Origin of the sequence: Micromonospora sp. WMMA1998, assembly GCF_027497375.1 — a bacterium.
In the GTDB taxonomy this organism is placed as follows: domain Bacteria; phylum Actinomycetota; class Actinomycetes; order Mycobacteriales; family Micromonosporaceae; genus Micromonospora; species Micromonospora sediminicola.
The window spans coordinates 2,487,876-2,508,654 of the sequence record NZ_CP114911.1 but is presented as its reverse complement, the minus strand read 5'-3'; the positions used below and the strand labels follow the sequence as shown (position 1 = coordinate 2,508,654).

20 protein-coding genes are annotated in these 20,779 nt (G+C 74.4%); 7 read left to right on the top strand and 13 right to left on the bottom strand.

The features are described from left to right. Positions 1 to 17: 17 nt before the first annotated feature. Together O7600_RS10935 and O7600_RS10930 are read right to left on the bottom strand one after the other, a co-directional pair. Entirely contained in the window at positions 18 to 2,135 is a 2,118-nt protein-coding gene (locus O7600_RS10935; RefSeq protein ID WP_281593489.1) for an AAA family ATPase, read from the bottom strand. A gap of 185 nt (positions 2,136 to 2,320) precedes the next feature. Then, complete coding sequence (locus O7600_RS10930) at positions 2,321 to 3,262, bottom strand: alpha/beta hydrolase (protein WP_281593488.1); 942 nt, start codon at positions 3,260 to 3,262, stop codon at positions 2,321 to 2,323. A 149-nt stretch (positions 3,263 to 3,411) separates the two neighbouring features. Here O7600_RS10930 and O7600_RS10925 point away from each other — a divergent pair, with 149 nt between their 5' ends. Next, positions 3,412 to 4,047 carry a carbonic anhydrase gene (locus O7600_RS10925; protein WP_281593487.1) on the top strand — a complete coding sequence of 212 codons (636 nt, stop codon included), beginning with the start codon at positions 3,412 to 3,414 and terminating at the stop codon, positions 4,045 to 4,047. A 38-nt stretch (positions 4,048 to 4,085) separates the two neighbouring features. Here the strand turns inward: O7600_RS10925 and O7600_RS10920 are convergent, their stop codons facing one another. Then, positions 4,086 to 4,415: a hypothetical protein gene (locus tag O7600_RS10920; RefSeq protein WP_091572545.1), complete on the bottom strand. Its 330-nt coding sequence runs from the start codon at positions 4,413 to 4,415 to the stop codon at positions 4,086 to 4,088. Positions 4,416 to 4,741: 326 nt separating this feature from the next. On the opposite strand from O7600_RS10920, the gene O7600_RS10915 reads away from it, so the two are divergent. The 3 genes from O7600_RS10915 (at position 4,742) to O7600_RS10905 (ending at position 7,320) form a co-directional block, all read left to right on the top strand. Continuing rightward, a complete protein-coding gene (locus O7600_RS10915) occupies positions 4,742 to 5,233 on the top strand; it encodes a DUF3145 domain-containing protein (RefSeq protein WP_089157965.1) in 492 nt (163 codons plus the stop codon). A gap of 24 nt (positions 5,234 to 5,257) precedes the next feature. Continuing rightward, positions 5,258 to 6,982 carry a glycoside hydrolase family 3 protein gene (locus O7600_RS10910; protein WP_281593486.1) on the top strand — a complete coding sequence of 575 codons (1,725 nt, stop codon included), beginning with the start codon at positions 5,258 to 5,260 and terminating at the stop codon, positions 6,980 to 6,982. A 116-nt stretch (positions 6,983 to 7,098) separates the two neighbouring features. Next, positions 7,099 to 7,320 (top strand): hypothetical protein, encoded by a 222-nt coding sequence (locus O7600_RS10905; protein ID WP_281593485.1) that lies wholly within the window; start codon positions 7,099 to 7,101, stop codon positions 7,318 to 7,320. Positions 7,321 to 7,367: 47 nt separating this feature from the next. Here O7600_RS10905 and fabF read toward each other — a convergent pair whose 3' ends face one another. From fabF to O7600_RS10875, 6 genes are all read right to left on the bottom strand, one after another. Continuing rightward, entirely contained in the window at positions 7,368 to 8,594 is a 1,227-nt protein-coding gene (fabF, locus tag O7600_RS10900) for a beta-ketoacyl-ACP synthase II (RefSeq protein WP_281593484.1), read from the bottom strand. A 2-nt stretch (positions 8,595 to 8,596) separates the two neighbouring features. Continuing rightward, positions 8,597 to 8,836, bottom strand: coding sequence for an acyl carrier protein (locus O7600_RS10895; RefSeq protein WP_007072348.1), 240 nt, complete (start codon positions 8,834 to 8,836; stop codon positions 8,597 to 8,599). 86 nt (positions 8,837 to 8,922) lie between these two features. Then, complete coding sequence (locus O7600_RS10890) at positions 8,923 to 9,867, bottom strand: beta-ketoacyl-ACP synthase III (protein WP_091572567.1); 945 nt, start codon at positions 9,865 to 9,867, stop codon at positions 8,923 to 8,925. Continuing rightward, positions 9,868 to 11,037: an acyltransferase domain-containing protein gene (locus O7600_RS10885; RefSeq protein ID WP_281593483.1), complete on the bottom strand. Its 1,170-nt coding sequence runs from the start codon at positions 11,035 to 11,037 to the stop codon at positions 9,868 to 9,870. Positions 11,038 to 11,115: 78 nt separating this feature from the next. Beyond that, positions 11,116 to 12,408: a helix-turn-helix domain-containing protein gene (locus O7600_RS10880; RefSeq protein WP_281594125.1), complete on the bottom strand. Its 1,293-nt coding sequence runs from the start codon at positions 12,406 to 12,408 to the stop codon at positions 11,116 to 11,118. 45 nt (positions 12,409 to 12,453) lie between these two features. Beyond that, positions 12,454 to 13,314, bottom strand: a complete 861-nt coding sequence (locus O7600_RS10875) for a septum formation family protein (RefSeq protein ID WP_281593482.1) — start codon at positions 13,312 to 13,314, stop codon at positions 12,454 to 12,456. A gap of 181 nt (positions 13,315 to 13,495) precedes the next feature. On the opposite strand from O7600_RS10875, the gene O7600_RS30115 reads away from it, so the two are divergent. After that, a complete protein-coding gene (locus tag O7600_RS30115) occupies positions 13,496 to 13,825 on the top strand; it encodes a hypothetical protein (protein ID WP_091577112.1) in 330 nt (109 codons plus the stop codon). Positions 13,826 to 13,861: 36 nt separating this feature from the next. Beyond that, positions 13,862 to 14,788, top strand: a complete 927-nt coding sequence (locus O7600_RS10865; RefSeq protein ID WP_281593480.1) for an NADP-dependent oxidoreductase — start codon at positions 13,862 to 13,864, stop codon at positions 14,786 to 14,788. 8 nt (positions 14,789 to 14,796) lie between these two features. Here O7600_RS10865 and O7600_RS10860 read toward each other — a convergent pair whose 3' ends face one another. Further along, positions 14,797 to 15,459 carry a hypothetical protein gene (locus O7600_RS10860; protein WP_281593479.1) on the bottom strand — a complete coding sequence of 221 codons (663 nt, stop codon included), beginning with the start codon at positions 15,457 to 15,459 and terminating at the stop codon, positions 14,797 to 14,799. A 211-nt stretch (positions 15,460 to 15,670) separates the two neighbouring features. Here O7600_RS10860 and O7600_RS10855 point away from each other — a divergent pair, with 211 nt between their 5' ends. Next, the gene (locus tag O7600_RS10855; protein ID WP_281593478.1) at positions 15,671 to 16,279 is read left to right on the top strand and encodes a copper resistance CopC family protein; all 609 of its coding nucleotides are present in this window, start codon (positions 15,671 to 15,673) and stop codon (positions 16,277 to 16,279) included. Between the two features lie 188 nt (positions 16,280 to 16,467). Here the strand turns inward: O7600_RS10855 and gltX are convergent, their stop codons facing one another. The 3 genes from gltX to O7600_RS10840 form a co-directional block, all read right to left on the bottom strand. Then, positions 16,468 to 17,877 (bottom strand): glutamate--tRNA ligase, encoded by a 1,410-nt coding sequence (gene gltX / locus O7600_RS10850; RefSeq protein ID WP_281593477.1) that lies wholly within the window; start codon positions 17,875 to 17,877, stop codon positions 16,468 to 16,470. A gap of 115 nt (positions 17,878 to 17,992) precedes the next feature. After that, positions 17,993 to 19,270: an MFS transporter gene (locus O7600_RS10845; protein WP_281593476.1), complete on the bottom strand. Its 1,278-nt coding sequence runs from the start codon at positions 19,268 to 19,270 to the stop codon at positions 17,993 to 17,995. Beyond that, positions 19,267 to 20,580 carry a GH1 family beta-glucosidase gene (locus tag O7600_RS10840; RefSeq protein ID WP_281594124.1) on the bottom strand — a complete coding sequence of 438 codons (1,314 nt, stop codon included), beginning with the start codon at positions 20,578 to 20,580 and terminating at the stop codon, positions 19,267 to 19,269. Before O7600_RS10840 ends, O7600_RS10845 begins: the two co-directional genes overlap by 4 nt. Between the last annotated feature and the right edge of the window lie 199 nt (positions 20,581 to 20,779).

The window sequence follows — 20,779 nt, the reverse complement described above, 5'->3', positions numbered from 1 at the left end:
GTGCAAGTGAGGGTGGGTCACCCGGTCGGGTCGAGCGTGGTGAGGCGCTGGGTGGCCCGGGACAACGCGACGTAGAGCGTGCGCACCCCCGAGCCGGGGTCGGCCCGGATCTCGCTCGGCGCGACCAGCACCACGCCGTCGTACTCCATGCCCTTGGCCTGCAGGCTGGTCACCACCTGGAGCCGGCCGGCGCCGAGGCCGTCCAGCCAACCGGCCACCTCGTCCCGGCGCGGCACCGGCGTGATCACGCCGACGGTGCCCTCCACCTCGCCCAACAGGATCCGGGCCGCCTCGACGGTGCTCGCCGGCAGCTCGGCGGCGGGCACCGTGCGCTCGACCGGCGACACGCCGGTGGAACGCACCGCGTCGGGCAGCGTCAGGTCCGGATACAGCCGGCGGATCTCCGCCGCCGCCACCGCGAAGATCTCCGCCGAGTTCCGGTAGTTGGTGGTCAGCTCGTAGCGGTGCCGGCGGCGCCGCCCCAGCGCCTGGTCGCGGGCCCGGTCCAGCTCCTGCGGGTCGCCGGTCCAGGCGGTCTGCGCCGGGTCGCCGACCACCGTCCAGGACGCCAGCCGGCCCCGGCGCCCGATCATCCGCCACTGCATCGGCGAGACGTCCTGCGACTCGTCCACCACCACGTGGGCGTAGTCGCGGTAGTCCGCCGGACGCTCCCGGGCCGCCGCCCGGGCGGCGCGCTGCCGGTCGGCGTACGTGCTCAGCTCGCGCACGCCGCCGGCCAGCTGGTACGGGTCCCGCTTCGGCTTCGCCCGCCGCACCGGAGTGCCGAGCAACGCGTCCAGCTCGTCCAGCAGGGCGATGTCGGCGACGGTCGGCCCGTCGGCGTCGAGCGTCCGGTACGCCTCGGTGAGCGACCGGATCTCGGCCGAGGAAAGGATCCCGCCGGCGTAGCGGCGCAGCCGATCCGGGCGGGCGAGCCACCCCAGCACGTGGCGCGGGTGCAACCGGGGCCACCACGCCTTGAGGAACTCCCGGAACTCCGGCCGCTCGATGATCTCGTCCTCGAACGCGGGCTGCTCCGGCAACCGGCCCACCCGCAGCGTGCGGGCCTGCGCGTAGAGCGCGGCGAGCACCGCGTCGAACGCCGACCGGCGCACCTCGTTGCGGCGCGCGCCCCGGGTCAGCGTCCGGTCCCGGATGCCGTCCAGCGCCGGCCGCTCCAGCCGCAGCAGCTCACCGCGGTAGAGCAGGCGCAACTCCGCCGGGGAGTCCGGCACCGCGTCCCGCACCGCCCGCTCCAGCACCCGGCGCATCCGCAGCGACCCCTTGACCGCGGCCACCTCCGGCGGATCGGTCCGGGTCGCCGACATCCCCGGGAAGAGCGAGCCCAGCGAGTGCAGCGTGGCCGTCTCCTCGCCGAGCGAGGGCAGCACCGAGGCGATGTACTCGACGAAGACGCCGGACGGCCCGACCACCAGGATGCCGCCGCCGGCGTAGCGGGCCCGGTCGGAGTAGAGCAGGTACGCGGCCCGGTGCAGCGCCACCGCCGTCTTGCCGGTGCCCGGGCCGCCGGAGACGATCGTGACGCCGCTGGCGGGGGAGCGGATCGCCTCGTCCTGCTCCCGCTGGATGGTGGCGACGATGTCCCGCATGCCCCGGCCGGTGGCCCGGGACAGCGTGGCCAGCAGCGCGCCGTCGCCGACCACCGCCATGTCCGCCGGGGCCGCCTCCGGATCGAGCAGGTCGTCCTCGATCCGGGTGACCTTTTCCGCGGCCGACTGGATCGTGCGCCGGCGTACGACGCCGCGCGGCTCGGCGGGCGTGGCCTGGTAGAACGCCGCCGCGGCCGGCGCCCGCCAGTCCACCACCAGCGTCTCCGCGTCCTCGGCGCGTACGCCCAGCCGGCCCACGTGCAGCACCTGCCCGGTGCGCAGGTCCAGCCGGCCGAAGACCAGCCCCTCGTGCTCCGCGTCCAGCACGTGCCGCCGCTGGGCGGCGTGGAAGACCATCGCGTCCCGCTCGACCAGGGCGCCGAAGGTGCCCACCCGGGCCAGCCGGTACCCCTCCCGCTCGGCGTCGGCCGCGGACCGGCGCAGTTCGGCCAGCCGGGCGTACACCCGGTCGAGATGCCGCTGCTCGGCGGCGATCTCCCGGTTCAGCGTGGTCTGGTCGGTCAACGCGGTGCTCCTGGGGTCGGACGGCACGACGGGCTGAATGAGGGTACGGGCCGCCGGCAAGGCGGACGTCGGGGCCATGCCGCCGGCCGGGGCCGCGTCCACGGCGGTTGCCCGTTATCCGGTCGTTCCCACCCGTTTTCCGGGCCGTCGCACCGCGGCCGGGCATGGCACCGCGACGGTGGCCGTCAGGGTGTGACGGCGGCGGCGGGGCCGCCCCCACCCCCGCCCGGCGTGGCGAGGACCCGGTCCAGCACCCCGGCGACGGCCGCGTTGACAGCGTCCGGCCGTTCCATCATCAACATGTGACCGGCGCCGGGGCAGACGGTCAGCTCGGCGGTCGGCAGCGCCGCCGCGATGGACTCGGCACAGGGCGGCGGGGTGAGCCGGTCCCGGTCGCCGACCAGCGCCGCCGCCGGCAGCCCGCCCAGCGCGGTCAGCGTCTCCAGCCGGTGCTGGGCGCCGATCGAGGCGCGGAACCCGCCGATCGACCGCAGCGTGGCGTGCGCCACCGCCGAGGTGACCAGCCGGATGTCCGCCGGGTCGCAGCGGTCGCCGAAGAGCATCCAGCGGATGCTCGGGCGCAGCGCCCGCAGCAGCGCGTGCGGGGGACGCCAGCCGCCGCAGCGGGCCAGCACCCCGGCGCCGGTGGTCTCGGCGAGGCGGATCAACCGGGCGATGCGGGGCGAGAGCCCGTAGACGGTGTGCGTGTGCCCCTCGGCGGTGGTCGAGACGAAGACCAGGCCGGCGGTGCGCGCGGCGAACCGGTCGGGGTGGCGGTGGGCGTACTCCATCACGGTCATCCCGCCCATCGAGTGCCCGACCAGCACGACCGGCCCGGACGGAGCGATCTCGTCGACCACCGCCGCCAGGTCGTCGCCGAGCTGCGCGAGGGTGGCGTCGCGCAACGCCAGGCAGCTCGACCGGCCGTGGCCGCGCGCGTCGTAGGTCACCAGGCGCACCCGGTCGGCGAAGCGCTCCCGCAGCTCGGCGACCTGGTGGTGCCAGCTGCGCCCGTCCAGCGTCCAGCCGTGCAGCAGAACGACGGTGACCTCGGCGTCGACCGGTCCGCTGACCGTGACGTGCAGGCGCACGTCGTCGGAGAGCCGCAGTTCCCGATGCTCCGGCATCGTCCACCTCCCCGGGGCCGACCGGCGCACGCACCGGAGTGACCCGGCGGTAACACCGGCGTTACCCGCCATGACACCACGGCAACCGGGGTGGGGAGAAGATTCGACGTCCGGCCCCGCCCGGTCGGATCGGTGACCAGGCTGGAGACATGCCCGCCACCCCCGCCGCCCGCAGCCCCCGGGCCGCCCTGGCCGAGCTGCTCACCGGCAACCGCCGGTTCGTCAGCGGCCAGCCGCTGCACGGGCACGACGTGACGGCGGCCGCGGCGGTGGCCTCCGGCGACCAGCAGCCGTACGCGGTGCTGCTGGGCTGCATCGACTCCCGGGTGCCGCTGGAGGCGATCTTCGACCAGACGTTCGGGTCGATCTGTGTGATCCGCACCGGCGCGCACGTCCTCGACCGGGCGGTGTGCGGCTCGATCGAGTACGTGGTGGGCCAGCTCGGCGTACGGCTGGTGATGGTGCTCGGCCACGAGCGCTGCGGCGCGGTCGGCTCGGCGGTCGACGCGCTGCGCACCGGGCGGCGGCCCGGCGGCGCGTTGGCGTACGTGGTGGACCGGATCGCGCCGGCGGTGGTCGAGGTCGGCGTGGACGACCCGGCCGCCCATCCGCTGGCGATCCGCCGCCACGTCCGGCGCACGGTGGCCGCGCTGCGCGCCGACGACCTGCTCGCCGGACCGGTGCGGGCGGGGGAGCTGGCCGTGGTTGGGGCGCTCTACGACCTGGCCACCGGCGAGGTCACCCTGCTGCCGGAGGAGGAGACGCGGAACCGCCCGCCGGGGTGATCCCCGACGGGCGGTCCGGTTGGTGCGGGTGAGGGCGCTCAGCCCTCGAAGACGCCGGCCTCGACGAGACGCTTCTCGGCGGCGTCCCAACCGTGACCCGGGTGGGCCGCGGCCAGGCCGTTGATCTCGGCGCGGATCTTGGCGGCGTGGCCGGCGGCGGCCAGCACGCGGATCTCCTCGACGAAGGCGTCGGAGTCGGTGCGCAGGTGCACGGTCTTGCCGTTGGTCAGGTTGCGCACGTAGGCGTGCTTGCCGCCGTTGAGCGGGATCAGGTACTTGAACTCGCCCAGCACGCTGAGGGCGCCACCCTGGCCAGCCTGGCCGGCCCGGACTGACGCGCGCGCGGTCTTAGAGGTGTTGCTCGCCACGGAGGTACTCCTTGCAGACGTACGGTGGGGACGGGATCCGTCCGGGGGCTGTGCGAGTGACGCCCGGGGTGAGCGCCGGCCCGCGAAGACGTGCGGCGGCACAGAACCGCCCAGAGAACTGTACACGAACCCGACGCCTGGCTGGTCGTCGCGCCGTCACGGTGCACAACCGGGTCAGCCGCCCGGGTATTTCCCGCCGCCCGGCCGCGGCGAATTTTCCGATTCGCTGGCGCACCACCTGTCACAGCGGTCATCATGTGTGCCAGGGACCACTCGGGTGACGAGGTCGTAGGGGAAGACGCACCTCGGCTCACCGGGAGGTCACCGTGCCAACGCGTGGCGTCGTATACGTCCACTCGACCCCGCTCGCCGTGTGCTCGCACGTCGAGTGGGCGATCGCGCGCGTCCTCGCCGCGCCGGTCAACCTGCACTGGACGGCGCAGCCCGTCGATCCGGGCGCCCGACGCGCCGAGTGCGGCTGGACCGGCAGCCCGGGGACGGGCGCCGAGCTGGCCGCTGCCCTCCGGCAGTGGCCCATGATCCGTTTCGAGGTGACCGAGGAGCCCAGCCCCGGCGTCGACGGCGAGCGCTTCATGTACGTCCCGGGCCGGGGCCTGTTCCGGGCCACCGTCGGGGCGGCCGGCGACATCCAGCTCGGCGAGGACCGGCTGCGCGCCCTGATGGCCGCCGCCCGCGCGCCGGAGGCGCTCGCGCACGCGCTCGACAAGGCGCTCGGCACCGCCTGGGACGCCGAGCTGGAGCCCTACCGGTACGCCGGCGACGGCGCGCCGGTGACGCTGCTCACCCGGGTGGGATGACGCCGGCCGAGTTGCCCCGATACGGTGGGACGCGTGTCGATTTCCCCGCGACGCTCCGCCGTCGCGCTCGCCGCACTGACCGCGCTGGTCCTCTCCGGCTGCTCGGACGGGCCGGACCGGCCCCGCCCGGCGCCGTCGACAGCGGCGCCGTCGTCGGCCGCGCCGACCCCCACCGTCGACGACCCGGCCGCCCGGGCCGCCGCCCTGGTCGCCACGCTCTCCGACGAGGACCTGGTCGGGCAGGTGCTGATGCCGTACGCCTACGGCAGCTCGGCGACCGACGTGTCCGCCGGGTCGGCCGCCGGCAACCGGGCCCTGGCCGGCGTCGACACCCCGGCCGAGATGGTCGCGAAGTACCGCCTCGGCGGCGTGATCCTGGTCGGCTTCAGCGCCGACGACCCGACCTCGGGCAACCAGGCCACCACCAACGTCGACAACCCGAAACAGGTCCGCGCGCTGACCGACGGGCTGCGCGCCGCCGCCGGGAAACTGCCCGCCGGCGCCGCGCCCTTCCTGGTCGGCACCGACCAGGAGTACGGCGTGGTCACCCGGATCACCGACGGCGTGACCCAGCTGCCCAGCCCGCTCGCCGCCGGCGCGGCCGGCAACCCGGCGCTGACCGAGGCGGCCTGGCGGGCCGCCGGCGCGGAGCTGGCCGCGATGGGGATCAACATGGACTTCGCCCCGGTCGCCGACGTGCTGGCCACCCGCAGCACGGTGATCGGCTCGCGTTCCTTCGGCGCCGACCCGGCGACCGCGTCGCCGCAGGTGGCCGGCGCGGTACGCGGGCTGCAGGCCGAGGGCGTCGCGGCCGCCGTCAAGCACTTCCCCGGGCACGGACTGAGCGCCGCCGACTCGCACACCGAGCTGCCCGTGGTCGGCCAGTCCCGGGCGGTGCTCGACCGGACCGCGTTCCCGCCCTTCCGCGCCGGGATCGACGCCGGCGCGATGGCGGTCATGTCCGCCCACCTGAACGTCAAGGCCGTCGACCCGGGCACCCCGGCCACCTTCTCCCGCAAGCTGCTCACCGACGTGCTCCGCGGCCAGCTCGGCTTCCGCGGCGTGGTGATCACCGACGGGATGAACATGGCGCCGGCGAAGAAGTGGTCGCCGGGCGAGGCCGCGGTCCGGGCGCTCAACGCCGGCAACGACCTGATCCTGATGACCCCGAACGTGGGCCAGGCGTACGACGGGCTGCGCGCCGCGCTGACGGACGGCTCGCTGCCCCGCACCCGCCTGGTCGAGGCGGTCACCCGCGTGCTGACCATGAAGTTCCGGCTGGCCGGAAACACCCAACCGGCGCTCGGGACGCTGGACGACGCCGGCCACCGCAAGGCCGCCGCCGACCTGGCCGCCGCCGCGGTGACCGTGCTGCGCGGCCGGTGCGGCGGCGCGGTGCCCGGGCCGGTCAGCGTCACCTCCTCCGGCGGCCGGGACCGCACCCGGGCCGTGCTGACTGAGGCGCTCACCGCCGCCGGGGTGAAGGTGGTGCCGTCCGGCGGCACCGTGGTGCACCTGGTCGGCTACGGCGACGGGGCGAAGGACCTGCGGGCCGACGCCGACGTGACGGTGGCGATGGACACCCCGTACGTGCTGTCCGGGGCGAAGTCGCCGACGGTGCTGGCCACCTACTCGTCCACCCGGGCCTCGATGACCGCGCTGGCCGCGGTGCTCGCCGGCAAGGCCCGCCCGACCGGCCGCTCCCCGGTCCCGGTCCCCGGCCTCCCCGCCACCACCTGCGGCGCCTGAGATGTAAGGAAGGGCCCCCTGTTAACGCCTCCGGTAGAGGAGGGGGCCCCGCTTAACACCCCGGGCGGCGGAAACCGGATGCGGCACCGGGTGTCCGGCTGGCAGGGTGAGCGCCCATGGGAGAGCCAGCACAGGGTTTCCGCTACGTCGAGCGCGCCGACGGCACGGTGGTGATCACGCATCACGGGCGGGTCGCCGGCACGCTGCGGGGCGGTCGGGCCGCGCAGTTCCTGGCCGAGGTCGAGGACGACGCGCAGCTGGTGATGGCCCGGTGGACCGGCAACTACCGGCGCGGCAACGAGCGGACCGCGCGGCAGCACCCGCGCAACCGCGCCTGATGTGGGGAAGGGCCCCTAGAAGGGGCCCTTCCCCACATCAGGGCGGCTCAGGGGCGGGTGAAGACCAGCGCCACGTTGTGACCGCCGAAGCCGAACGCGTTGTTCAGCGCGGCCGGGATCTCCAGGTGACGCGCCTTGTGCGCGGCCACGTCCAGGCTCAGGCCCTCGTCCGGGTCGTCCAGGTTGATCGTCGGCGGGATCACGCCGTCCCGGATGGCCAGGATGGTGGCGATCGACTCCAGCGCCCCCGCCGCGCCGAGCAGGTGCCCGGTCATCGACTTGGTGGCGGTGAGCACCGGGTGGTCGCCGAGCGCCTGCCGCAGCGCGCCGATCTCCAGCATGTCGCCCACCGGGGTCGAGGTGGCGTGCGCGTTGACGTGCACGATGTCCGTGCGGGCCACGTCCGCGTCGGCGACCGCCCGGGCGATGGCCCGGACCGCGCCCTCGCCCTCCGCGTGCGGCTGCACGATGTCGTACGCGTCCGAGGTGATTCCGGCGCCGGCCAGGCGCGCGTACACCCGGGCGCCGCGGGCGGCGGCGTGCTCGGCCCGCTCCAGGACCACCACGCCCGCGCCCTCACCGAGCACGAAGCCGTCCCGGCCCTTGTCCCACGGCCGGGAGGCCCGCTCCGGCTCCTCGTTGCGGGTCGACATGGCCCGCATCGAGCTGAAGCCGGCGATCGGCAGCGGGTGGATGACCGCCTCGGTGCCACCGGCCACGACCACGTCGGCCCGGCCGGCGCGGATGATGTCCAGGCCGAGCGCGATCGCCTCCGCGCCGGTCGCGCACGCGCTGGCGACCGAGTGCACCCCGGCCTTGGCGCCCATCTCCAGCCCGACCCAGGCGGCCGGACCGTTGGGCATCAGCATCGGGATGGTGTGCGGGGAGACCCGCCGCGGGCCGGACGCCTCCAGGATGTCGTCCTGGGCGAGCAGGGTGGTGGCGCCGCCGATGCCGGAGCCGACGCTGACCGCCAGCCGCTCCGGGTCGGGCCCGGCGTCGGCCAGCCCGGCGTCCGCCCAGGCCTGCCGCGCGGCGATGATGGCGATCGCCTCCGAGCGGTCCAGCCGGCGCAGCTTCACCCGGTCCAGCACCTCGGCCGGGTCCACCGCCAGTTGGGCGGCGATCCGGACGGGCAGTTGCGCGGCCCACTCCTGGGTGAGCGCACTCACCCCGGAGCGGCCGGCGAGCATGGCGTCCCAGGTCGACGCGACGTCCCCGCCGAGCGGGGTCGTCGCGCCGAGCCCGGTGACGACGACGTCGGGGCGACTCATGATCAGGACTGCGCCTCGATGTAGCTGACCGCGTCCCCGACGGTCTTCAGGTTCTGCACCTCGTTGTCCGGGATCTTGACGCCGAACTTCTCCTCGGCGGCCACCACGACCTCCACCATGGAGAGCGAGTCGACGTCGAGGTCGTCGGTGAAGGACTTCCCCTCGGCCACGTCGTCCGGGTTCACCCCGGCAACCTCTTCGAGGATCTCGGCGAGGCCGGCGGTGATCTCGTCACGGGTCATTGCGGTTGGTTCCTCTCATCGGGGGTTCTCGGTGCCCGGCGTCGCCGGGCACCGCACCTGGAGCGCGTGTGCGCCCGAGGGGGTCTTCAGGGGCAGCGGACGACCTGACCGGCGTAGGTCAGGCCGCCGCCGAAGCCGAACAGCAGCACCGGGGCGCCCGAGGGCACCTCGCGCCGCTCGACCATCTTCGACAGGGCCAGCGGGATGCTCGCCGCCGAGGTGTTGCCGGACTCGACGATGTCCTTGGCGATGATCGCGTCCGGGATGTTCAGCCGCTTGGCGATGCCGTCGATGATCCGGGCGTTCGCCTGGTGCGGCACGAACGCGGCCAGCTCGGACGGGTCCACCCCGGCCCGCTCACAGGCCTGCAGCGCGAGCGGGGCCAGCGCGGTGGTCGCCCAGCGGAACACCGACTGCCCCTCCTGGGCGATGTACGGCCGCCAGCCCTCGATCCGGACCGCGTCGCTCTTCTCCGGCGCGGAACCCCACACCACCGGCCCGATCCCGGCCGGCTCGTCGTCGGCGGTCGCGGTGACCACCGCCGCGCCGGCGCCGTCGCCGAAGATGATGCAGGTCGAGCGGTCGGTCCAGTCGGTGAAGTCGGAGAGCTTCTCGGCGCCGACGACGATCGCGTTGCGCGCCGCGCCGGCCCGGATCGCGTGGTCCACCGTGCCCAGCGCGTACGCGAAGCCGGAGCAGGCGGTGTTGACGTCGTACGCCCCCGGCGCGCTGATCCCCAGCTTGGCCGCGACCCGGCAGGCCACGTTCGGGCTGCGGTCCACGGACGTGCAGGTCGCCACCACGACCAGGTCGATGTCGGCGGCGGTGAGGCCGGAGTTGGCCAGGGCCTTGCCGGCCGCGGCGGTGGCCATGTCGGCCACCGTCTCGTCGCCGGCGATCCGCCGGGTGACGATGCCGACCCGATCCCGGATCCACTCGTCGTTGGTGTCGACCATCTGCGCGAGTTCGTCGTTGGTGACCACGCGGGAGGGCTGGTAGTGCCCCATCGCGGCGATCCGGCTGCCGGCCATCTAGTGCGATCCTCCGATGCGGACGAGGGGCTGGCCCGGGGCGACCGGGTCCTCGTGGTGCGCGAGCCACTCGGTGAGCGGCCCGCTGTCGTGCGCGGTCACCTCGACCGGCCCCTGCCGGCCGGTGACGTGACCGACGACCTGGCCGGCGCGCAGCTCGGCGCCCTCGGCCAGCTCGGCCACCGGCCGGAAGACTCCGGCGGCGGGGGAGACCACCACCCGGAAGTGGAACGCCGGGGGGCGGGCGACGACGCCGCCGTGCCGGGCGATCAGGGCGCGCGCGGCGGGCAGGTCGTCGGGGGTGTTCAGGGTGACGATCTCCGGCGCGCCCTCGCCCTTGAGCTCCCGCTTCACCAGGCCGGCCAGGGTGCCGGCCGGCGGCAGCTCGACCACGCCGGTGACGCCGAGGTCGGCCAGGGAGCGCATGCACAGGTCCCAGCGGACCGGGGCGGTCACCTGCCGGACCAGGCGGCGCACCGTCTCCCGGCCGTGCCCGACCGGGGCACCGTCCAGGTTCGACAGGAGGATCCGGGTCGGGTCGGCCACGGTCACGCCGGCGGCCACCCCGGCCAGGGCGGCCTCGGCCGGGGCCATGTACGGCGTGTGGAACGCGCCGGCCACCTGGAGCCGGATGATCCGGGCCCGGGTCGGCGGCTCGGCGGCCAGCTTCTCCAGCCCGCCGACCGCGCCGGCGGCGACGATCTGCCCGGCGCCGTTGCGGTTGGCCGGGTGCAGCCCGTGCGCCTGGAGCGCGGCGAGCACCTCGTCCGGGTCGCCGCCGAGCACGGCGGCCATCCCGGTCGGCTCGAGCGCGCAGGCGGCGGCCATCTCCCGGCCGCGTACGCCGGCGAGGGTCACGGCCGCCTCGGCGGGCAGCACCCCGGCCAGGGCGGCGGCGCCGAGCTCACCCACGCTGTGCCCGGCGACCAGCCCGACGTCGTGCATCGGCAGGTGCTCGGCGGCGAGCAGCGCGGCGGCCACCAGCAGCGGCTGGGTGCGGGCGGTGTCCTTGATCTCGTCCGCGTCCGCCCGGGTGCCCAGGTGGACGAGGTCGACGCCGGCCAGCGCCGACCACCAGCGCAGGCGCGCCTCGACGTCGGCGAGGTCGAGCCAGGGGGTCAGGAAGCCGGGCTTCTGCGAGCCCTGTCCGGGGGAGAGTACGGCGAGCACGTGTACGACTCTGACGGATACTCGCGGGTCGCGCTGTAACGCACGGCACGAAACCGCACTAGAAGCTTTAGAGGAAACCTACAAAGATCGGTGGCGATCATCGCCGCTCTGGGTGGTTTTCCGGCCCCCTGGGTTCCCTGTCTGGCTCGGGACGGGTGCGACTGCCGGTACCACCGGGTCCAGCCTACCGACCGTCAGCGCGACCTGCAGCGCGAAGGCGTCCCGCGGGGCGAGCGGCGAGAAGCCGGTCACCTCGGCGATCCGCTTGAGTCGGTAGCGCACCGTGTTCGGGTGCACGAACAGCGCCCGGGCGGCGCTCTCCAGCGTGCCGCCGGCGGCGAAGAACGCGTCCAGCGTCTCCAGCAGCTCGCCGCCGGAGCGGGCCAGCGTCGCGTACACGTCGTGTCGCAACCGCCGGCGGGCCTCGGCGTCGCCGGCCAGGGCCCGCTCGGGCAGCAGTTCGGCGGCGGCGACCGGGCACGGCGCGGTCGGCCAGGCCGGCGCGGCCCGGAACCCGGCCAGCGCGGCCCGGGCGGACTCGGTCGCCTCGTCCAGACTGGGCACGGCCGGACCGACCACCACCGGCCCGTCACCGAACGCGGTCCGCAGCTTCTCGGTGGCCGCCAGCGGGTCGGCCGCCCCGCCGAGCACGATGACCAGGCGGTCGCCGTGCACCCCGCCGATCACCTCGACGCCGATGCGTCGGGCCTGCCGGTAGACGGTGTGCAGCACGGCCGCCACCTCACCGCCGGGCGAGCGGCCCACCGCCACCGCCACCGGCGGGGCGTCCGACCAGCCCAGCGCGGCGGCCCGGCTGGCCAGCACGTCCGGCGAGTCGCCGCGCAGCAGCGCGTCGACCAGCAACGCCTGGAGCCGGGCGTCCCAGGAGCCCCGGCTCTCGGCGGCGCGGGCGTAGACCCGGGCGGCGGCGAACGCGATCTCCCGCGAGAAGCGCAGCACCGCCTCCCGCAGCGACTGCTCCTCGCCCGGCACGGCCAGGTCCGACACCTGCTCCTCGACCACCTCGATGGTCACCTTGATCAGGGCCACGGTCTGTTGGAGGGTGATCGAGCGGGCGAGCGCCTGCGGCGCGGCGGCGAAGACCTCGTCCGAGACCTCCTGGGTGCGGTCGGTCGCGCCGCCGCCCTGGCGCAGCCACTGCACCAGTGACCGCACGCCGGCCTGAGCGACCAGCATGACCCAGGAGCGCTGGTCGGCCGGCAGCTCCCGGAACCAGGGCAGCGTCTCGTCCATCCGGGCCACGCTGGCGGTGGCCAGGCCACCCGCCGCCCGCTCGATGCGGCGCAGCGTCGCCGACGTCTCGGTCCCGCCCGATTCGCTCACCGCCCCAGCCTGACACGCCGTGACCAGCGGTTCCACTCCGAGGCCGGTCCGCGTGACCGCCGGGCGGAGAGGTCAGCGGCGCGGTGGCAGGCCGCGCACCCCGACACCGGCCAGCGACCGGGTGAGCTTCCTGCCGTCGCTGTGCAGCAGACAGAGCACCCTCTGCTCACCGGCCGCCAGGTCCTCCTCACGCGGCGGCAGAAAGAGCGGCCGTAGCCGACGTCGGATCTCGTCGTCCTCCCCGAGACCGACGTGCCGGGCGATGACCCCGTAGCAACCATTCATCATGGTGTCGCTCGGGATCTCCTCGCCGTAGGGCACGCTGTCGTCCCGCCAGACGCCGGCGAACTCGGTCCGGTGCGGCCCGGTGCACGAGGCCGGGGGCAGCGAGGTGATGGCGCCGTACTCGTCGAGGGCCGCCGTGTAGCAGGCGTGCCGCAACGGGGAGGACGGCGACTCCAGCGCCCCGCGCAGGCTGTTTGCCCGGGGATTCGGCTCGTAGAGGTCGAGCGCGACGAACTCCACCACGTCGCAGCGGTACCACCGTTCGTCCGCGGCCCACCCGTCGGCGGTCGGGAGGACCAGCCGCACCGACAGTCGGCCCTCGGCCACGTCGTCACCGAGGAAGTCCGATGCGCCGGCGGTGCAGGACCAGTAGGCGCGGACGGCCGCGAGGCTTCCGGTTGCCGGCGGGCCGTCCGACTCGGCGTCCTCGCCGGCGAACGCGCCCACCATGACCGTCTCGGCCTCGTGCCGCTCGGTGCAGCGCACCGGCCGGTAGGCGTCGCCGTCGGCGTTGTCCCCTGGCTTCAGGTGACACATTCCGGCCTGCGGGCGGAACCCGGAGGGCGGTGGCCCGCCGAGCGCGTCGCACGCGGTGACGGGTACCAGGACGAAGATCGCCAGCAGTGTCAGGACCGCGCGTAACCTCATGTCCGCCTTCCCCGAGATCATCGACGGCGAAGCGTACGACGGGAGCGCCCGGGCCCGCGGCCCCCGATCGGACGATCTCCACCGGTACGCGCTGACGATCTCGTCCGGCCGGGCCAGTACGGTGTCAGGGCGCGTCGGGGCGTTCCGCCCGGCGGGCGACGGCGAGATGGAGGAGACCGGGATGGCGCACGGGGAGGCCGAGCACGGCTGCGCCCAGGGCGAGCCCTGCCGGCCGGGTCACGAGCAGCCGGCGGCGGCCAAGCACCCGCGCCGGGCGGGCCTGACCCACACGGGTGAGCCCGCGGTCGGCCGGGGGCCCGAGCGCGCCGACGACGAGCCGGTGATGCCGCGTCAGCGCGCCGCCGAGCCGTCGCCGCACGCCGGCGATCCGACACCGGTGCCGAGCTGCCGCAGCGACCGGGCCGGCTGGGCCGGGGCCCACCGGCACGGCGCGGTGCGCCCGGGCAACCGCACGACGCGCCGGGAGCGGCCGCCGCGCCGCTGGTGCTGACCACGCGAGCGCCGCCCGGCGGTTAGCGTGGGTGGGGTGAAGGCGATCGCGATCGACGCGTACGGGCCGGCCGACCGGCTGACCCTGCGGGAGCTGCCCACCCCGCCGGTCGGGCCGGACACGGTCCTGGTCCGGGTGCGGGCGGCCGGGGTGAACCCGGTCGACTGGAAGGTCCGCGAGGGGCACCTGGCGGGCGCCTTCCCGAGCCACTTCCCGCTGGTGCCGGGGTGGGACGCGGCCGGGGTGGTGGAGGCGGTCGGTCCGGCGGTGGCCGGGTTCGCCGTCGGCGACGAGGTGATCGGCTACGTCCGCCGCGACGACGTGCAGCACGGCACGTACGCCGAACTGGTCCCGGCCCCCGAGCGGTGCCTGGCCGACAAGCCGGTGCGGGCGTCCTGGCCGGAGGCGGCCGGGCTGCCGCTGGCGGGGCTCACCGCGTACCAGGCGTTGCAGCTGGCCCGTACGGGCGCCGGTGACACGGTGCTGGTGCACGGCGCGTCCGGCGGGGTGGGGCACCTCGCGGTGCAGGTGGCCCGCGCGCTCGGCGCGGACCGGGTGATCGGCACGGCGAGCGAGGCCAACCACGACTTCGTCCGGTCGCTGGGCGCGGAGCCGGTCGTGTACGGCGACGGCCTGCGGAACCGGGTCCGGGCGGTCGCGCCGGACGGGGTCGACGTGGTGCTGGACCTGTTCGGCGGCGACGCGCTCGACGTCTCCGCGGAGCTGATCACCCGGCCGGCCCGGATGATGTCCACCGCCGATCCCGAGCACGTGACCCGGCTCGGCGGCACCTACCTCTTCGTGAAGCCGTCCGCGGCGGACCTGGCGGTGCTGGCCGGGTTGGTCGACGCGGGCCGGCTGACCGTGCACGTGGCTCGCACGCTTCCGCTGGCCGAGGCGGCCGAGGCACACCGCCTCGTCGAGGCGGGGCACGTCCGGGGCAAGGTCGTGCTGACGGTCTGAGTCGACGCTCAGCGGGTGCGGCGACGGACCAGCAGCGCGATGCCGGCCAGCCCGGCCGTGATGACCACCACCACGCCGATGTTGAGCAGCAGCAGCCGCTGCAGCTCGCCGAGCGCGGTGTCGAGGTCCTGCACCGGGTCGAGCGCGTCCTCCGGCAGGACCCGCTCGCCGCCGCCGATGCCGCCGGAGAGCGTGTCGAACCGCGGCTCCAGCGGCACCCCGACCGAGCGCAGCGTCTCGGACATGGTGAGGCGCCCGAAGAACCAGCCGGCCCGGGGGTGGCTCAGGTCGGGCTGCTTGGCCGGCCGGTAGACCCGGGGACCGCCCTTGGCCAGGGGGAAGAGGTCGAAGGTGTTCTTCGCGGTGCCGGCGACGAGCACCACCACCGTGTACTTCGGACCGAGGTCCTTGGCGGCGGGACCGCGCAGTTGACCGGTCGCGCCCAGCCACCTGACCTGGTCGACGATCAGGTTCACGTCGGCCGGGCGGGTGTCGGCCCGCAGCTGGAGCGGCTGGTCGAGCCGGTCGCCGGTGATGTCCACCCCGCTCGGGGCGAGCTTCGGCTTGGGGGCGGCCTGGACCGCCGCCGGGCCGGCCAGGGCCAGCGAGCACACCAGTGTCACCGCCGCCCCGGTCAGGACGGTCAACAACCGTCTCACCTTCCGGACCATCGCCGCCTCCTCGCCCCGTTCGATGGCTGGCTTTCGCTGCGGGTCACACTGGACCTGTCCACCTCAAAGACTCCGCGGAACGTCGCCTGGTTGCAGCTGGTGGAAGAGTATTTGGAACTATCTGCGAGCTGAGACCGACCAATAGCCGGCCGATGATCAGCGGCCGGATCCTACCCGGATGGAGGGGCTCATGGGGGGCAGGGTTGCCCGTATGGCGCGTACCTGGCTGGTGGTCCTCGGGGTGGCGGCGGGAGCGTCGCTGCTGCTGCCGGCCGCGCCGGCCGCCGCGCACAATTCCCTGACCGGCAGCGATCCGCAGAACGGGGCCCGGCTGGCCGCCGCGCCGAAGCGGATCGAGTTGCGGTTCCTGGCCACACCGAAGGAGGCCACGACGAAGGTCACCGTCACCGGGCCGGACAACGTGGCCGCCGCGGGCGGCGCGCCGACGTTCGCCGGCAAGCGGGTGAGTGTGCCGTTCAAGCCCGGCGCCGCGGGGCTCTACATCGTGACCTACCAGCTCGCCTCCGACGACGGACACCCGGTCAAGGGGGAGGTCCGGTTCACCCTGACCACCGGCACGCCGGCCGAGCCGCCGTCGGCGAGCGCCGCGCCCAGCAGCGCCGCGCCGACCACCGCGCCGGCATCCACCGCCGCCGGCTCGCCGTCCGCCGGGTCGCCGTCCGCGGTGAGCCCGTCCCCGGCCGCCGCCGGGGACGACGACGGGGGTACGGGCTGGCTCTGGACCGTCGTCCCGGTGGTGGTGCTGGGGCTGCTCCTGGTCGGAGCGCTCGTGCTGCGCCGTCGCGCCACCCGCCGCTGACTTGGGCGAGTACGCCGAACACGCCGCGTGACGGCCGCGGAAGAAGGGCGCCCGGACGAGCGATATACCGCTGAGTCATATTTATGACCCAGCGGTATATCGCTCGCAGTTGTATCGGCTTCCGGCCGCGACACGCCTGCAGACGACACGCCGGCAAGCTCCCCACCCGGTGCCGGGCGCCGGGCGGGTCAGACCAGGCGCACCCGGGCGGCGCGCAGTCGGGTGAGCGTCCGGTCGCGGCCGAGCACCTCCAGGGACTCGAACAGCGGCAGCCCGACGGTGCGTCCGGTGACCGCGACCCGGACCGGCGCCTGTGCCTTGCCCAGCTTCAGCCCGCGCTCCGCGCCGACCGCCTCCAGCGTGGCCTTCAGCGACTCGGCGTCCCACGAGCCGAGCGCGTCGAACGCGGCGATCGCGGCGTCCAGCAGCTCGGCGGCGCCTTCCTTCATCGCCTTCGCCCAGGCCGCCTCGTCGATCAGCGGGTCGGCCAGGAAGAGGAAGTCGACGTTCGGCACGATCTCGCTGAGGACCGCGATCCGGGTCTGCGCCAGCGGGGCCACCGCGGCGAACGCGGCCGGATCGAACTCGGCCGGCTGCCACGGCGGCGGGGCGATCGTGTCGGTGCCGGTGAGCCACGGCTGGCAGGCGGCGACGAAGTCCTCCACCGGCAGCGCCCGGATGTACTCCCCGTTGAAGGCCCGCAGCTTCTTCTCGTCGAAGAAGGCGGGGGAGGGGTTGACCTCGTCGAGCCGGAACTCGTCCTCGATCACCGACCAGGGCACGATCTCCCGGTCGCCCGACGGCGCCCAGCCGAGCAGCATCAGGTAGTTGCGCATCGCGTCGGCGAGGTAGCCCTCGTCCCGGTACGCCTCCAGGGCGACCTTGTCGCGCCGCTTGGACAGCTTCTGCCGCTTCTCGTTGACCACCACCGGCACATGCGCCCAGATCGGCGGCTTGACCCCGAGCGCGTCCCAGAGCAACTGCTGCTTCGGGGTGTTGGGCAGGTGCTCCTCGGCCCGGATCACGTGGGTGATCCCCATGGTCATGTCGTCGACCACGTTGGCGAGCAGGAAGACCGGCGACCCGTCGCCACGGGCGATGACGAAGTCCTCGATCAGCTTGTTCTCGAACGTCGGCTCGCCCCGGATCAGGTCGACCACCACCGTCTCGCCCTCGTCCGGCGTACGGAAGCGCAGTGCCCGACCCTCGCCCGGCCCCAGGCCGCGGTCGCGGCAGAAGCCGTCGTAGCCACGCTGCTGGGGGCCGGTACGCGCCTGCACGTCCTCGCGGGTGCAGTCGCAGTAGTAGGCCCGGCCGCCGTCGTACAGGCGCTGGGCGGCGGCGCGGTGCTCGCCGGCGTAGGAGGACTGGAAGTACGGGCCCTCGTAGCTGCCCCGCGAGATGCCGATCCAGTCGAGCGCGGAGAGGATGCCCTCGGTCCACTCGGGCTTGTTGCGGGCCGCGTCGGTGTCCTCGACGCGCAGCACGAACACCCCGCCCTGCTGCTTGGCGAAGATCCAGTTCTGCAGCGCCGAGCGGGCGCCGCCGACGTGGAACATTCCGGTCGGGGAGGGGGCGAAGCGTACACGTACCGTCACGTCCCCCAGCCTACGGCGGGCTGCCACCGAGAAAGGAAGGGCCCCTTCTTAACGCCTCCGGAGGTGAAGGGGCCCCTTTTTAACACGCACCGACAGGCGCGACGGCCGGTGGGCGTCACGGCACGGAGCGGATCTTCACCACCAGGGCGCTGCCGAGCAGGGTGACCGCCGCGGTCACCGCGTACAGCGTCGGGTAGCCGCCGAGGTGCACGACGATCGGCGCGGACAGCGCCGGACCGAGCACCTGCGGCGCCGAGTTGGCAATGTTGATCACGCCGAGGTCCTTGGCCCGGTCGGTGGCGGCCGGCAGCACCTGGGTGATCAACGCGGCGTCCACCGCCAGGTAGACGCCGTAGCCCGCGCCGAGCAGCAGCGCGGCCACGATCGCCATCGGCCAGACCGGCGCGACGGCGAGCAGCGTCGCCGCCACCGCCATGATCAGCCCCGACACGATCACGAAGACCTTGCGCCGGCCGGATCGGTCGGAGAGTCGCCCGGCGACCACGGCGGTGAGCATCATGCCCAGCGTGTAGAGCAGGATCAGCACCAGCAGCGAGCCCTCGGGGTCGGTCACCCGTACCCCGTCGGTGAGGAAGTAGAGCAGGTAGAGCGTGCCGAGCGCGTTGCCGGTCTGCACCAGGAAGCGGGTGAACCAGGCCCAGGCGAAGTCGGGGTGGCGGCGCGGGCTGATCCACATCGAGGCGAGCAGGGCGCGCAGCCGCACCGGCGACCGGTGCTCCCGGGGCAGCGGGTCGTCCTGGGTGAGCAGTGCGAACGGCAGCGACAGCAGCAGCACGGCGAGCGCGATCGCCGCGTACCCGGCGGCGTTGCCGGTCACCACGGCGGTGACCAGCACCGCGCCCAGCACCAGGCCGAGCGCCTGCGGAATGCCCACCCAGCCCGAGACGCCGCCGCGCTGGGCCACCGGCACCCGGTCCGGGATCGCGGCGGTGAGGCTGGCCAGCATCGCGTTGAAGCAGACCTGCGCGGCCACCCAGGCCACCGCCACCCCGGCGATGCTGTCCTGGCGGGCCAGCAGCACCAGAGCGGCCGCGCCGACCACCGCGCCGGTCGCGGTCCAGACGTGCCGGCGGCCGAAGTGCCGGTTGGCCAGCCGCAGCGAGGTACGGTCCGACAGCGCGCCGGCGAGCGGGTTGGCCAGCACCGCGGCGAGCGCGCCGAGCCCGGTCACCACCGCCAGCATGGCCTCCTTGTCGCCCGGCGCGATCCGTTCCACCTGCTGCGGCAGCAGAACCTGGATCGGGGTGAAGAACGCCATCCAGACGCCCAGGTTGGCCGCGAAGATCAGCGCGATCCAGCTCCTCCGGACCGGCACCGTCGGCTCGGCGAGCGCCGCCGGCAGCGAGGCCGGCGTCGGGTTCACCGTGGTCATCGCCGCACCAGGTCACGGAACCAGGCGTACGACGACTTCGGCGTGCGCCGCTGGGTCGGGTAGTCGACGTGCACCAGGCCGAAGCGCTTGGTGAACCCCTCGGCCCACTCCCAGTTGTCCAGCAGCGACCAGACGAAGTACCCGGTCACCGGTACGCCCGCGCCGATCGCCTCGTGCACCGCGCGCACGTGCCCGTCCAGGTACGCGATCCGCTCCGGGTCGTCCACCCGGCCGTCGGCGTCGGGCGCGTCGTCGTAGGCGCACCCGCTCTCGGTGACCTGGATCGGCGGCAGCGCGTCACCGTACCGGTCCCGTAGCTGGAGCAGCAGCTCACGCAGGCCGTCCGGGGCGACCGGCCAGTCGAACGCGGTACGCGGGTAGCCGTCCAGTGGCACGATCTCGAACGGCAGCGGCGACCCTTCCTCGGGCGCGCGGATGCCCGTCGGGTTGTAGTAGTTCACGCCGAGCACGTCGATCGGCGCGGCGATGACGTCCAGGTCGCCGTCGCGGACCACGGTCGGGTCGACGCCGGGCGCGTCGGGGTAGCCGAGACCGAGCAGCGGGTCGGTGAAGAGCCGGTTGTGCAGCGCGTCGTACGCCGCGGCGGCGGCCCGGTCGGCGTCGCTGTCCCCGGCCGGCCGCACCGGCGAGTAGTTGTTGGCGATCGCCACCGGGCTCGCGGTGCGGGCCCGCAGCGCGGCTACCGCCAGACCGTGCCCGAGGAGCTGGTGGTGGGCGACCGGGAAGGCGTCGAAGAGCAGCACCCGGCCGGGCGCGTGCACGCCCATGCCGTGTCCGAGGCTCATGTGGATGAACGGCTCGTTGAGGGTGATCCAGAGCTTCACGCGGTCGCCGAGGCGGGCGGCGGTGACGTCGGCGTACTCGGCGAAGCGGGCGGCGGTGTCCCGGTTCAGCCAGCCGCCGGCGTCCTCCAGCGCCTGCGGCAGGTCCCAGTGGAAGAGCGTGGCGACCGGGTCCACGCTGGCCGCGAGCAGACCGTCCACCAGCCGGTCGTAGAAGTCGAGGCCGGCCGTCAGGGCCTGACCGGCGCCGGTGGGCTGGATCCGGGGCCAGGAGATCGAGAACCGGTACGCGGACACCCCCAGCCCGGCCAGCAGCGCGGTGTCCTCGGCGTACCGGTGGTGGTGGTCGCACGCCTCGTCGCCGGTACTGCCGTCGACGATCCGGCCGGGCTCGCGGGCGAACGTGTCCCAGATGGACGGCCCGCGACCGTCGACGGTGGTCGCCCCCTCGATCTGGTACGCGGAGGTGGACACCCCCCAGCGGAAGTCGGCGGGGAAGTCGGGCATCGGCGCGGTCGTCAAGTCACCCTCCCGAGACGTGAAGCGTGTTCGCGACTCTAGGGCTCGGACGACCGCCGCGCCATAGGCCGGAGAGTGCCGACGGCACAAGGGGTTTCGGCGTGTCTTTTCCGAACCCGTCCGCTTAAGTCCGATTTACACATAGAGTGCCGAATATCGCGGATGTGATTTAAGTGGGGGAAAGATA

Excerpts from the sequence above, each read along its gene's own strand:
- O7600_RS10930 (WP_281593488.1), bottom strand. The coding sequence starts at position 3,262 with ATGCCGGAGCATCGGGAACTGCGGCTCTCCGACGACGTGCGCCTGCAC.
- O7600_RS10925 (WP_281593487.1), top strand. The coding sequence starts at position 3,412 with ATGCCCGCCACCCCCGCCGCCCGCAGCCCCCGGGCCGCCCTGGCCGAG.
- O7600_RS10905 (WP_281593485.1), top strand. The coding sequence starts at position 7,099 with ATGGGAGAGCCAGCACAGGGTTTCCGCTACGTCGAGCGCGCCGACGGC.
- fabF (WP_281593484.1), bottom strand. The coding sequence starts at position 8,594 with ATGAGTCGCCCCGACGTCGTCGTCACCGGGCTCGGCGCGACGACCCCG.
- O7600_RS10895 (WP_007072348.1), bottom strand. The coding sequence starts at position 8,836 with ATGACCCGTGACGAGATCACCGCCGGCCTCGCCGAGATCCTCGAAGAG.
- O7600_RS10890 (WP_091572567.1), bottom strand. The coding sequence starts at position 9,867 with ATGGCCGGCAGCCGGATCGCCGCGATGGGGCACTACCAGCCCTCCCGC.
- O7600_RS10875 (WP_281593482.1), bottom strand. The coding sequence starts at position 13,314 with ATGAGGTTACGCGCGGTCCTGACACTGCTGGCGATCTTCGTCCTGGTA.
- O7600_RS30115 (WP_091577112.1), top strand. The coding sequence starts at position 13,496 with ATGGCGCACGGGGAGGCCGAGCACGGCTGCGCCCAGGGCGAGCCCTGC.
- O7600_RS10860 (WP_281593479.1), bottom strand. The coding sequence starts at position 15,459 with ATGGTCCGGAAGGTGAGACGGTTGTTGACCGTCCTGACCGGGGCGGCG.
- O7600_RS10855 (WP_281593478.1), top strand. The coding sequence starts at position 15,671 with ATGGCGCGTACCTGGCTGGTGGTCCTCGGGGTGGCGGCGGGAGCGTCG.
- O7600_RS10845 (WP_281593476.1), bottom strand. The coding sequence starts at position 19,270 with ATGACCACGGTGAACCCGACGCCGGCCTCGCTGCCGGCGGCGCTCGCC.
- O7600_RS10840 (WP_281594124.1), bottom strand. The coding sequence starts at position 20,580 with ATGCCCGACTTCCCCGCCGACTTCCGCTGGGGGGTGTCCACCTCCGCG.